At 44.6% G+C, this 11,595-nt stretch carries 12 protein-coding genes; 6 read left to right on the top strand and 6 right to left on the bottom strand.

Going from position 1 to position 11,595, the window contains the following annotated elements; all coding sequences use genetic code 11:
* Window positions 1-48: 48 nt before the first annotated feature.
* Window positions 49-1,551 (top strand): phosphohexomutase domain-containing protein, encoded by a 1,503-nt coding sequence (locus G626_RS0108530; RefSeq protein ID WP_022932369.1) that lies wholly within the window; start codon window positions 49-51, stop codon window positions 1,549-1,551.
* A 97-nt stretch (window positions 1,552-1,648) separates the two neighbouring features.
* Here the strand turns inward: G626_RS0108530 and G626_RS17440 are convergent, their stop codons facing one another.
* Complete coding sequence (locus G626_RS17440; protein ID WP_022932368.1) at window positions 1,649-2,335, bottom strand: vitamin B12 dependent-methionine synthase activation domain-containing protein; 687 nt, start codon at window positions 2,333-2,335, stop codon at window positions 1,649-1,651.
* A 5-nt stretch (window positions 2,336-2,340) separates the two neighbouring features.
* Complete coding sequence (locus tag G626_RS0108520) at window positions 2,341-3,741, bottom strand: ATP-binding protein (RefSeq protein WP_022932367.1); 1,401 nt, start codon at window positions 3,739-3,741, stop codon at window positions 2,341-2,343.
* Window positions 3,742-3,867: 126 nt separating this feature from the next.
* On the opposite strand from G626_RS0108520, the gene pyrE reads away from it, so the two are divergent.
* The 5 genes from pyrE to G626_RS0108495 all read left to right on the top strand — a co-directional run bounded on the left by pyrE (window position 3,868) and on the right by G626_RS0108495 (window position 8,277).
* Window positions 3,868-4,554 (top strand): orotate phosphoribosyltransferase, encoded by a 687-nt coding sequence (pyrE, locus tag G626_RS0108515; RefSeq protein ID WP_022932366.1) that lies wholly within the window; start codon window positions 3,868-3,870, stop codon window positions 4,552-4,554.
* Between the two features lie 62 nt (window positions 4,555-4,616).
* Window positions 4,617-5,489, top strand: coding sequence for an ABC transporter substrate-binding protein (locus G626_RS0108510; protein ID WP_022932365.1), 873 nt, complete (start codon window positions 4,617-4,619; stop codon window positions 5,487-5,489).
* Between the two features lie 12 nt (window positions 5,490-5,501).
* Window positions 5,502-6,578 carry a FecCD family ABC transporter permease gene (locus tag G626_RS15920; protein WP_022932364.1) on the top strand — a complete coding sequence of 359 codons (1,077 nt, stop codon included), beginning with the start codon at window positions 5,502-5,504 and terminating at the stop codon, window positions 6,576-6,578.
* On the top strand, window positions 6,575-7,450 hold the full coding sequence (locus tag G626_RS0108500; RefSeq protein ID WP_022932363.1) for an ABC transporter ATP-binding protein: 876 nt from the start codon (window positions 6,575-6,577) through the stop codon (window positions 7,448-7,450). Before G626_RS15920 ends, G626_RS0108500 begins: the two co-directional genes overlap by 4 nt.
* The gene (locus G626_RS0108495) at window positions 7,414-8,277 is read left to right on the top strand and encodes a hypothetical protein (protein ID WP_022932362.1); all 864 of its coding nucleotides are present in this window, start codon (window positions 7,414-7,416) and stop codon (window positions 8,275-8,277) included. The genes G626_RS0108500 and G626_RS0108495 overlap by 37 nt, the downstream gene beginning before the upstream one ends.
* Before the next feature lie 94 nt (window positions 8,278-8,371).
* Here G626_RS0108495 and G626_RS0108490 read toward each other — a convergent pair whose 3' ends face one another.
* The 4 genes from G626_RS0108490 to nth all read right to left on the bottom strand — a co-directional run bounded on the left by G626_RS0108490 (window position 8,372) and on the right by nth (window position 11,536).
* Window positions 8,372-8,668 carry a YhbY family RNA-binding protein gene (locus G626_RS0108490; protein WP_022932361.1) on the bottom strand — a complete coding sequence of 99 codons (297 nt, stop codon included), beginning with the start codon at window positions 8,666-8,668 and terminating at the stop codon, window positions 8,372-8,374.
* A 16-nt stretch (window positions 8,669-8,684) separates the two neighbouring features.
* Window positions 8,685-9,902, bottom strand: a complete 1,218-nt coding sequence (locus tag G626_RS0108485; protein WP_027727059.1) for an HD domain-containing protein — start codon at window positions 9,900-9,902, stop codon at window positions 8,685-8,687.
* Window positions 9,903-10,019: 117 nt separating this feature from the next.
* On the bottom strand, window positions 10,020-10,892 hold the full coding sequence (locus tag G626_RS15915) for a mechanosensitive ion channel family protein (protein ID WP_051142213.1): 873 nt from the start codon (window positions 10,890-10,892) through the stop codon (window positions 10,020-10,022).
* Between the two features lie 8 nt (window positions 10,893-10,900).
* Complete coding sequence (gene nth / locus G626_RS0108475; RefSeq protein ID WP_022932360.1) at window positions 10,901-11,536, bottom strand: endonuclease III; 636 nt, start codon at window positions 11,534-11,536, stop codon at window positions 10,901-10,903.
* Window positions 11,537-11,595: the final 59 nt, after the last annotated feature.

Genomic DNA, 11,595 nt, shown 5'->3' with positions numbered 1-11,595 from the left:
GTCTATCAGAATATAATTGAATAAAACGATTTATTAAGGACGGATAATATGGATTTAATGAAATTGCAGAACGGAAGCGATATCCGTGGTGTTGCTATAGAGGGTGTGGAAGGTGAGAATGTAAATCTTACTCCACAGATTGCAAAGCAGATTGGCTGTGCTTATGTAAGCTGGCTTGCTAAAAAGCTGGATGTTGATTCTACAGCCCTTCATATTGGTGTTGGCCGTGACTCTCGTGTTACTGGTCCTGCCCTTGCAGATGCTTTGATTGCCGGAATGATTAGTGCAGGTGCTACTGTTGTAGACTGTGGTATGGCAACTACTCCTGCAATGTTTATGTCTATTGTTTTCCCGGAAACAAATTTCAACGGCTCAGCAATGATTACTGCCAGCCACCTTCCTTTCAACCGCAATGGCATTAAGTTTTTTGATGCTGATGGAGGTCTTGAGCATGAAGATATTACTGAGATTTTGAATCTTGCAGGCATGTTGAATCCTGCTACCGTAAATGCTTATATCGAAAAAATTGACCTGCTTTCAATTTATGCTGATTATCTCAAGGGAAAGATTGCTGATGGTCTTAAAGATCTTGGTAAGGGCGACAAGCCTCTCACTGGTCTTCATATCGTAGTTGACAGTGGAAACGGTGCCTCAGGATTTTTTGTTGATAAAATTCTTCAGCCTCTTGGAGCTGATACTACAGGAAGTCAGTTCCTTGAGCCGGATGGTATGTTTCCTAACCACATTCCTAATCCGGAAAATAAACAGGCAATGGAAGCAATCCGCTCGGCAGTGCTTAACAACAAGGCCGACCTCGGTTTGATTTTTGATACCGACGTTGACCGTATGTCTGCCGTCCTCAGCGACGGAAGCGAAATCAACCGCGACTCTATCATCGCTATGATAGCCGCAATTCTTGCTCCTGAATATCCGGGTTCTACTATTATTACAGACAGTGTTACATCAGACCGCCTTACATACTTCCTGCAGGATGTGCTTGGCCTTAAGCACCTCTGCTACATGCGCGGTTACAAGAACGTAATCAACAAACAGAAGGAATTGAATGCAAAGGGTATTGTTGCACCTCTCGCTATGGAGACTTCTGGTCACGGAGCTTTGAAGGATAATTACTTCCTTGATGATGGTGCCTTCCTCGCTGTTAAGCTTGTAATTGCTCTGGCTCAGGCTGCTAGTCAGGGTAAGAAGCTCGACAGCCTTATCGAAAAGCTTCCTCCACTTGTGGAAGAGGGTGAATACCGCTTTAAGATTTCCGGAGATGATTTTAAGACTTACGGTCAGAGCGTGCTCGCAGAATTCAAGCGCCGCGCAATCGAAGCAGAATACGAAATGCCTGAATCTTTCGAAGGTGTTAGAATCAGCTTTAAGAGTGAAAGTGTTCAGGGCTGGATGCTCTTGAGATTGTCTCTTCACGACCCGGTTATGCCGCTGAATATCGAAGGTGCAAGAAAAGGTGATCTGGCTAAGCTGGTTGAAATTGCCCGCAAGCTCACAGACGGTTTTGACCGTCTGGACCGTAGCTGTTTGAAATAGACTGCAAATACGGTGGTTGAGTGCTCGCGAAGCGAGTGTATCGAAACCACCGCAGATGTCGGCTCATAAGGTGGTTTCGATACGCCCTTCGGGCTACTCAACCACCGATTCCTACAAATGCCGTAACCGACTTCTCCGGCGCCATAATCAGTGTATCCATGAGGGTAAGCCCTATGCGGGTACAAGGCAGCAGCCTGAAAAAATCTTTCTGCACTTGCAGAGGCACATCGCCGTAGCCCGGACTGTAACGAGGCTTCGTTTTCAGTCCCTGTGCTGCGGCTATTTTTTTTATTTCAGCATTTACTAAATCAACAAGTTCTTCTATAAACATTGCACCGGTCGCCTGTAAGATACTGGCATACACCGGGTCGAGCGAAGAGTAGCGACGGATGAGTGTGTCTACCTGCGGTCCGATAGTTGCGGCGAGCAGGGCAACCTGAGAACAGCCGCTAAGGTTTCTGCCCAGGTCCCGAGAGTGCAGTGTAACATCCGCAAAAGACAGGGTGGTTGAGTAGTCCGAAGGACGTATCGAAACCACCTGATCTGTCGGCTCATAAGATGGTTTCGATACACCGCTATCGCGGCACTCAACCACCGACAAATCAAAAACTTCAAAAACAGCCTGAACCTTCATCACCTCCGCCATCTCGCTAGCAGCCTTTTCTAATAGCTCCGAAACATCCTGATCCGGCGAAACAAATCTGCTGTAACCCAAGTAGCGGGCAGTTTCTTTCATATCCGGCGAGAAGTCTGATTTATCTGGAAATAAAAATGTTGCACTCATATCAATCACCTGTATAAATCTTCAAGCTTATAAAGAATCAATTGTTTTTTATGTGACTCATCAATTGCTTTATAACCAGATTTAGAGAAGAAGCCGTATTTACTGCAAACTAAACCCGTATTATTTACCTGTTGGATTTCGTTCCAGATAAGGTTTGTGTCTAATTTTCCTTCGCGGAATTTTGCTTCGTAGAAAATATAGCGGCCTTCATTTTCGGTGACTACATCAAATTCACCGTTTTTGTGATTTACCGGATCGTCATACCAGTATTTCCCGATTTTTTCAAAAGAATCAGTTAATTCACCGGAACGATTTTTAAGGGTTAAAAATTGTCTGCAGATCTGTTCAAAAGCCTGTGGCACATAATGTTCTTCAAAATCTGGTTCAATAAATTTGTCATAAAAAGCTTCCGAATCCATTACGGCAAGCCTTGAAAGATTTCTGTAAATGTATTTGAAATAAAATAAAGTCAGCTGGTCCGAAATATAATAGCCAGCTTTTTTCTTATTATTTTCATCGTTAATAGGTGATTCTTTTAGAACAACATCCATATTAATTAACTTATCAAGAACATCTGCAAGAGTAGGCGAACTTGAAACCTGCGATTGTGAAAGAATGTCCTTGAATCGAACAAAGCCCTTTGACAGAGCTTCAAAGACCTCGTATGCATTCTGCATTTTAGAGATTTCGGATTTCAGGTGCATCTGTACTTCATTTTCAAAGCGGCTGCCAGAGCTTGCAATCAAATCAATTATATTCTGTTTTACAGTCTTTGATGAATCAATGCGCCTGTTGTAATAAGGAATTCCCCCAAAAACAGAATACAAACGTACCTTATCTTCGTCATTGAAATCTTTATAGAAGAGAGCGGATTCATAATAATCCATAGCCTTAAGATTCATAACCAGATCAAAACGGCCAAAAAGAGGATTATTTTCAGAAAGTAAAGACTTCATGGTCTCTACATAAGAGCCACATAAAATCAATTTTAATCTGGAAGTGGACTTGTTATTGTCGATAAATGACTGAATTATGCTGTCCAATCCTGCTACAACTTTCCGAATATAGGGATATTCATCAATCACAACAATTAATTCTTTTTCTGAAGCTTTTTTATAGAGAAATGATAGAGTTGATTCAAAGGTATCAAAAGCTAAGGGCGGCAGACCAAAAGTATCTGCGATAATTTCGGAAAGAGATTTTACATTATTATTTTCAGAAGTTTCCTTACACTCATAATAAATGGAAGTTGTTTTTGTTTCTTTTAGACAGTGCTTTATCAGTTCTGTTTTGCCAACACGACGCCGTCCATAAATAAGGGCTGCCGCATCTTTGTCTGATTTAAAGAAATTTGAGATTGTTTTGATATTTTCTTTTCTTCCTAAAAATGGATCTTCTTTAATCATATAACTTCCTTGTCTTTTTTTTTACTCGGTTGAAACCGAGTCGGATTTATTCGAGTAAAATAATAATGCCAAAAGTATGATTCGTCAACCTAGAATTGGAAATCTTTTTTTTATATAATCAAGTTTATGGAAAATTACAAGAAAGAATTTATTGATTTTATGGTGCGCTGCGAGGTGCTTAAGTTTGGGTCGTTCACACTCAAGAGTGGAAGACAGTCGCCCTTTTTTATGAATGCGGGGGCTTATGTGACCGGAGGGCAGCTTGCTCAGCTTGGAAAATATTATGCGCAGGCAATTCACGACAACTTTGGCGATGACATCGACGTTTTCTTTGGTCCGGCCTACAAGGGAATTCCTCTGGCGGTTGTGACTGCCGTTGCCTACAGCGAGCTTTATGGAAAAGAAATTAAATACTGCTGCGACCGCAAGGAAGAAAAAGACCACGGTGCAGATAAGGGGGCAATCCTCGGCTATAAGATTCAGGATGGCGATAAGGTTGTGATTATTGAAGACGTTACAACCAGCGGAAAATCTATTGAAGAAGTTTATCCGAAAATCAAGGCGCTGGAGACTACACCTGGCGCAATCAAAATTGTAGGTGAAATTGTAAGTCTCAACCGCGAAGAGCGTGCTCCTGATACTACAAAGTCTGCCCTCGAAGTGATTACAGAAAAGTACGGCTTCCCGGCTCGCGCAATTGTTTCTATGAGCGATGTTGTTGATGCGCTTTATACAAATGGTGATAAGTCGGTAATTACTGATGAGATTAAGAAGGAACTTGATTCTTATTATTCTCAGTGGGGTTGCAGATAAATTAGACATGGTGGTTGAGTGATGCGAAGCATCGTATCGAAACCACCTGTACGAGATAAAAAATGAATAAAAAAATTTTTTTACCAATTTTACTTTTTACTTCTTTAGTGTTCGCCGCTTTTGCAAAAAAGCCAAAGCAGGCTGTTAGTTCGGACTATCCAAAATCAATTGTAGCCCTGTCGCCAAGTGCTGCTGAGATTCTTTTTACAATTGGCGCGGGCGAACAGGTTTCTGCTGTAAGTGAGTTTACAGATTTTCCGGAGGCGGCAAAGGCTAAGCCTGTGGTTGGCGGTTTTGACGGAAAAACTTTGAGCCTTGAAACAATCATGTCCTTCAAGCCGGATCTTGTTTACATCACTGAAGGCATGCACAACTTTTTGATTGCGACTCTGGAAGCCAACGGAATTGCTTACTATGTTTCTAAGGGTGATTCAATTGCTTCTGTGGAGACAGAGATTCTTGAGGTTGGTAAAATCACCGGCCATGAAAAAGAAGCTGCAAAAGTTGTAGACGGCATGGAGAAAAAACTGAAGAAGGCTGAGGCTTCGGCTCATAAGAGCGGTGCAAAGTCCGGAGCCGGCGACGCTGCCGTAAAGGTTTACTGGGAAGTCTGGAACGCTCCTTATATGTCTGCGGGTGCCACTTCTTTTATTAATGATGTAATTAAGGCTGCGGGTGGCGAAAATATTTTTGCTGATTTACCGGATGCTTATCCTATGGTAAGTGAGGAGTCGATTATTTCCCGCCAGCCTGCAGTTATTCTGATTCCTGCCAGCACAGGCATGGCGGCTGATGCAGTTGGCCTTCGTAATGGCTGGGCCGATATTCCTGCAGTGAAGGGCAGCCGCGTTTTTGTTGTAGATGATAACGTTTACACAAGGCCGGGCCCCCGCGTTGCTGATGTAGTTCTGGAACTTTCTGAATTGTTGAAATAGAAGGAAGAAATTTTGTCAAAGAAGTCTAGTCATGCTGAACTTGTTTCAGCATCTTTTTATAGACCCCGAAACAAGTTCGGGGTGACAAATAAGATCTCTCTTTTCTGGAAAATCTTTTCTCCTATTCTCCTGATAATTTCAGTGATGCTCGCCCTGACTCTCGGCGCAGAAAAGGTGAGTCTTGCGGCAGTTTTCGGGCAGGGTGATAAATTCGAAAATATCATCTTATGGCAGCTGCGTCTTCCACGTGTGCTGCTTGTTTTTATTACTGGCCTTTTGCTCGGCGGAAGCGGGGCTGTTTTCCAACTCTTTTTTAGAAACCCGCTGGCTGAGCCGGGTATTATGGGAATCTCTTCCGGGGCTACGCTTGGTGCTGTTATTGCGAGTATTGTTCCTGGCTTTATGGCTCTTACTGGTAAGGGTGGTGTCGGGGCTTTTATTTCGCCTGTGAATCTTTGTGCCTTTGCGGGTGCACTGGGCGCGGGAGTACTCGTGACTTCTCTTGCCTTTAGTCGCAGTGGAAAGGCCTCTTCTGTTATGCTGCTGCTTTGCGGAACTGCACTTGGTACGCTTTACTCAAGCGTTAGTTCAATGCTGCTTCTCACCTGCAACAAAGAGCTTCATTCAATTTACACCTGGATACTTGGAAGCTTTAATGGTCGTGGCTGGAATGAACTGATTTTCATTTTGCTGCCTGCGCTGCTTTCGCTGGTTCTGATGTTTTGTATTTCCGGTCCGCTGGATCTTCTAACCGGCGGAGAAAAATCGGCGGCTGCCCTCGGCGTTGAAGTTGACCGCCTGCGTGTGCTGGTGCTTTTGTGTGGCTCTCTTGCTGTGAGCTGTGCAGTATGTGCTGGCGGAACCATTGGTTTTGTAGGGCTCATCGCTCCTCACATCGTAAGAAAATTTCTCGGTCCTCGTGCCCGCACCCTCCTTCCTTTCAGTATGATTTTTGGAGCGACACTTCTTTTGCTTTCAGATACCTTTGCCCGAGTTGTAATTGCACCGGGCGAACTTCCTGCAGGAATCATTACTTCGATTTTAGGTGTGCCATTCTTCCTGGCACTTTGTCTTGGGAGGCGGAAATGAGTGAATTGAAAATACAAAACCTTTCTGCTTCTTACGGCGATAAAATAGTTTTATCTGGTGTTAGCTTTAGCTTACAGCAGAGCGACTTTGTCTGTCTCTGCGGACCCAACGGCGCCGGTAAATCAACTTTGCTGAGTGTGATGGCCGGAGTGGCAGATGCGGGCCTTAAAGCATCTGGGCAAGTCGGGTGGTTTCGATACGATGCTTTGCATCACTCAACCACCGGTGCTTCGGAAATTATGGTGGTTGAGTGCGACGCGAAGCGGCGTGTATCGAAACCACCTCGTCACGAACTTGCCCGACTTATTGCTTTCATGCAGCAAAACGAATACTCGGAGTGGAACTTCCTTGTGCACGACTACGTGCTTCAGGGGCGCTATGCTTATACGAAACGAAGTTTGTTTGGCGCCGGCCCTGCGAACTATGCCGCGGCGGATTACGAAGTGGTAGACAAAGTTTTGAGGGAACTCGGCCTTTCTGATTTTTCTCAACGCTATATCCACGAGCTTTCGGGCGGTGAGTTTCAGAAAATCCGACTGGCACGAGCCCTTGCTCAAACTCCGTGCTTCCTTCTTCTCGACGAGCCGGCCGCAAACCTCGACTACGTTTACGAACCGCACCTGATGCAACTGCTCCGCGACACCGCCCACAAAAGAAATCTCGGCATTCTCGCGGCCGTCCACGACATCAACTTAGCGGTCCGCTTTGCCGACAAAATCCTCCTGCTGCCGCCGGCGGGAAGGACTATGGACTCAAAAAAATCCGTGCTTTTCGGCTCTCCCTCTGATATAATGAATACAGATAACTTAAAGTATACATTTGGAGTTGATTTCGAATGCAAAGAGATAAAGTCCTTTCAATCATTACAATAATTTGTTTTTGCAGCATCGTCCTTATTCCGCTTGGTCTTGCCCTCATGTGGTTTATGACTGCCTGGAAGAAAAAGCGGAAAATCATAATTACAGGAGCCGGTTCTCTTCTCTACATTGCAATCGTAGCCTTTATACTTTTGTTAGAGCCTTCTTATAATACGGGTGGAGTTTCTCTTCCATTCAAATACTCCGGCGGTGAAACTGCATACGACGCTCCTGCAAATCCGGGCCGTCCATCAAAAAAAGAAAAGAAAATTTCTCCAGCAGCAGATAAAAAGGAAAAGTCAGAAAAGTCCAGTGACGAGCCGGACCAAGAACGTCTTCCTCGTTCCGTAAAAAGACAGAGTGGCCGCAGTCTTGGAAGGGCCTTTTATGTTTTCCTTTTCTTCTTAGTGATTCTTATTCTTGTTCTCTGGCGTAACTTCCGTGCTGCGGGTAAAAAAACTGATTACGAAAATCCTTATGTTGATACCCATCTATATAAGCTGCCGCTAACTGCAGAATCAAAAACTCCGCTTGTACATTTTCAGCGTCTCAAACTGAATCAGAACGAGAAGATTTTGTATGCAACGGAAACTGTTCAAAAAGATAATGAAGGTGATTTTGTTGTTACAGATAAGCGGGTAGCGATTTTTTCAAAAACAGGAACTTCGGAACTCCCGCTTTCCAGCCTTACAGCAGTGCTTTCTGTTTCAAACAGCGTTATGCAGCTTACTGCCGCCGGAGAAGAAGGCGAGCAGAAGTATTATGTCTTCCTGCCGGAGTCGCAGATGAAGTATGCCCTGGCAATCGTGCGCTGGGCCTTCAGTAGAATAGCGTCATCCTGAACCTTCGCAGCACAGCTGCTCGGAGACTCGCTAAAAATAGTCCACTGGACTATTTTTGCCCTGCTACGCAGTGCCGCTCCCTATGTTTCAGGATCTACAGCTTAATCTTTCTGTTTTCTTCCTCTTCTGCTTCGCGGAAAAGTATTACTGTAAAACCGATAATGCGGACGAGAGTAGCGTCTGTTTTTTCACAGAGCTCTGTTGTGAGTTCGCGGATTTCATCTTTATATTCGTTGAATTTTACTTTGATGAGTTCGTGTGCGGCGAGTGAATTGTCTACCATAGAAATAACGCCGTCTGTTACGCCAGCTCCGCCTACAATTACTACCGGCTGAAGGTCATGTGCGAGTTTTTCAAGATTCTTTCTCTGTTTGCTTGTTAATTCAATCATAACGGTATTTTAGTGATTATATGAGTTTGACGCAACCGTAGGCAGTGTCGCTGAAGGTCTTAAAATCTTCTATGATGCGGCAAGCCTTTTCGGAGACCTCGGAAAGACGCTTTGATTTTACGGTGGTTTCGATACACCCGTTTTGCGGGCACTCAACCACCACCAGCGGATTTATATATCTATGCTTAACCTTGAGGTTCACACAAAAGTATTGGTCTTCCGGCAGCGGCTGGTTAGTATGCTCAATCTTAGTCATTGTGCGGAAGGTTTTGTACATACGTGCCAATACGGTGGTTGAGTAGTCCGAAGGACGTATCGAAACCACCGCAGAACTCTTAGTCGTTTCGTGATTTACGGTGGTTTCGATAGGCCCGCTTTGCGGGCACTCAACCACCGTATCAAGCTTCCCCATCACCTCTTTTTCACTCAAAGTCATAAAATCATTTTCGCTAACCACTCCGGCCTTCTCAGCCATATTCATAATCTGTCCAAGCATATGAAGGGTAAGCTTGTTTTCGTTCAACTGGAGAATATGGCCAATCATACAAAAGTGTTCGCAGTAAAGCTCGGCCACCTCAAGCGTTCGGAAGCCCAGTTCATCATCTCCATTTTCATTTTTTAAAATCACCAGGTCATTATAGCAGCGGCGGATTTCTTCCATTGTCCAGCTGCCATCCAGAGCCATTCCGGATGGAAACATGTATTCCAGACGGTCTGCACTTAATTGCGGTATCTCGTTATCTGCAATAGGGTAAATGTGGTAATCTTCAACTTCTTCTGGCCTAAGTCCGTCTTCTGCGAGCAGGCGGCCAAGTTCCGCATCACCACGGATAATTCTTGCCGTAGGCTCTTCTGTTGCAGTTTGTGTCAGGGCATCTCCCTTACGAAAATCAGAAACATGACTGAAAACCGGTGTAGAAATATCATGCAGTAAACCCGCAATTGTCTGAGCCTTGTTGTGGGTAAAGTGCCAGACAATCAGGGCAACTCCCTTGCTGTGGTCCAGACGGGAATAATAAAAACGGTTTCGGTAAAGGGGTGTCCAGTCGGTTCCGCAAAGAAGTCCTACACCGGCAAGCCTCTGCATAACCGGCAGTGCTATATAGCGGTCTAAAAATGTCGGATAATCGTCACGCGGACAAAGGATATTGAAATATTTGGAGATATCATAATGAACTGGGGTATGTGCATTCAGCATTGTGTCCCAGTTATAGGCATCAAAATAATTAGTCATATGCTTTACATGGTGGTTTCGATACGCCGTTACACGGCTACTCAACCACCGATAGGTCGTATCAAACCTTCCGGTGGTTGAGTAGGCCATAGGCCGTATCGAAACCACCATGTTTATTTATTGTTTGATTTTCACATCAAGCTGATTAAACGGAATAGAAATTCCCGCTTCGTCCAGAACCTGCTTGATTGCAATGTAAAGGTCATTTTTTGTCTGAAGAAAATCTGCCGGCTTGAACCATACTGCAACAACAAGATTAATGCTACTGTCTGCAAAGCCGTCGAACCATACTGCAGGAGCCGGGTCGCTCAAAACTGTAGGGCAGAGGGCAGGTGCCTTTTTCAGGGTCTCCAGAGCAAGCTTCATATCAGTTGAATAGTCTACGCCAACGTTAAGGGTAAGGCGGCGCTTGTCGTGGTAAGAATTATTTGTAAGGTTGCTTCCGATAATCGTTGAGTTAGGAATTCTCACCATCTGATTATCAAAGGTATGCACGCGGATGGAAAGAAGCTTAACTTCATCAACAATACCGGTTACTCCGCCAACAATAATTGTATCGCCAACGTGAATTGAACCTTCAGTCAAAACGAAAAGACCGCTGATCAGGTTGCTCACAGAAGTCTGGGCTGCAAAACCGATTGCAACTCCGGCAATTCCCGCCGCTCCCCAGATGGCTTTAAGATTGATTCCAAAAAGGCCGAGTACGTAAAGTACTACGACAATGTAAAAGATGTATCGTACAAACTTAATAACGATTGCTGCTCTCTGAGCCGGAAGCTTTGTTTCAGGAACCCGGCGGATTGCTTTTGCAACAATGCGGAAAACAAGCCAGATTACAAAAAGAATCAAAAGGCTTCCAATCAACTTAAAAAGATTTTCCCAGGTCAGGAAACTCAAAATCCAGTTTACAAAAGAACTTGTCTTGTCGAAAAAAATATCGTTGGCGGCATTACTTGCAGCTTCACCAATAGAATTAATTGTATCGTTCATAACTTATATTATAACTCATTATGCTTACAAATGTCATTAATAATACATTCATCACATTTAGGATTTCGGGCGGTGCAGACGTAGCGGCCGTGGAGTAAGATCCAGTGGTGGGCGTTTGGCAGGAATTCTGGGGGAATGCGTTGCAGCAGGGATTTTTCTACTGTTTCCGGAGTATCACCTTCTGCAAGGCCTATTTTTGGAGACACCCTCAGTAAATGGGTATCTACCGGCATGGTCGGCTGGTGGAAGATTACGTTCAGAACAACGTTTGCAGTTTTGCGGCCAACACCTGGCAGAGTCATAAGCTCTTCCCGGCTGCCCGGAACCTCTCCACCAAAATCATCAAGCAGTTTCTGGCTCAAGCCCATTACGTGTTTTGCTTTATTTTTATAAAGGCCTATAGTTTTGATGTAGGAGATTAAACCTTCTTCGCCCAGTGCCAGCATTTTTTCGGGAGTATCTGCAACCTTAAAAAGCGGGCCTGTTGCCTTGTTCACTCCCTTATCAGTTGCCTGGGCGCTCAAAACTACCGCTACCAGCAGGGTATAGGCATTTACATAATCCAACTCCGAGGCAGGCTCGGGATTCCGGGCCTGCCAGCGGGAGAAGACTTCGTGCATTTCTTGTTTGGAAAGAAGTTTCATAATGGATTGCCACGTCGCCCTGCCGGGCTCCTCGCAATGACACATCTTGTCATCCTCGG

Origin of the sequence: Treponema bryantii NK4A124, assembly GCF_000421345.1 — a bacterium.
Lineage (GTDB): Bacteria > Spirochaetota > Spirochaetia > Treponematales > Treponemataceae > Treponema_D > Treponema_D bryantii_B.
Note: the sequence above shows the minus strand (reverse complement) of the source record. Positions and strands in the feature narration are given on the sequence as shown.

Bases quoted from the DNA above. Each gene is read 5' to 3' on its own strand.
- G626_RS0108530 (WP_022932369.1), top strand. From the start codon at position 49: ATGGATTTAATGAAATTGCAGAACGGAAGCGATATCCGTGGTGTTGCT.
- G626_RS17440 (WP_022932368.1), bottom strand. From the start codon at position 2,335: ATGAGTGCAACATTTTTATTTCCAGATAAATCAGACTTCTCGCCGGAT.
- G626_RS0108520 (WP_022932367.1), bottom strand. From the start codon at position 3,741: ATGATTAAAGAAGATCCATTTTTAGGAAGAAAAGAAAATATCAAAACA.
- pyrE (WP_022932366.1), top strand. From the start codon at position 3,868: ATGGAAAATTACAAGAAAGAATTTATTGATTTTATGGTGCGCTGCGAG.
- G626_RS0108510 (WP_022932365.1), top strand. From the start codon at position 4,617: ATGAATAAAAAAATTTTTTTACCAATTTTACTTTTTACTTCTTTAGTG.
- G626_RS0108500 (WP_022932363.1), top strand. From the start codon at position 6,575: ATGAGTGAATTGAAAATACAAAACCTTTCTGCTTCTTACGGCGATAAA.
- G626_RS0108495 (WP_022932362.1), top strand. From the start codon at position 7,414: ATGCAAAGAGATAAAGTCCTTTCAATCATTACAATAATTTGTTTTTGC.
- G626_RS0108490 (WP_022932361.1), bottom strand. From the start codon at position 8,668: ATGATTGAATTAACAAGCAAACAGAGAAAGAATCTTGAAAAACTCGCA.
- G626_RS0108485 (WP_027727059.1), bottom strand. From the start codon at position 9,902: ATGACTAATTATTTTGATGCCTATAACTGGGACACAATGCTGAATGCA.
- G626_RS15915 (WP_051142213.1), bottom strand. From the start codon at position 10,892: ATGAACGATACAATTAATTCTATTGGTGAAGCTGCAAGTAATGCCGCC.
- nth (WP_022932360.1), bottom strand. From the start codon at position 11,536: ATGAAACTTCTTTCCAAACAAGAAATGCACGAAGTCTTCTCCCGCTGG.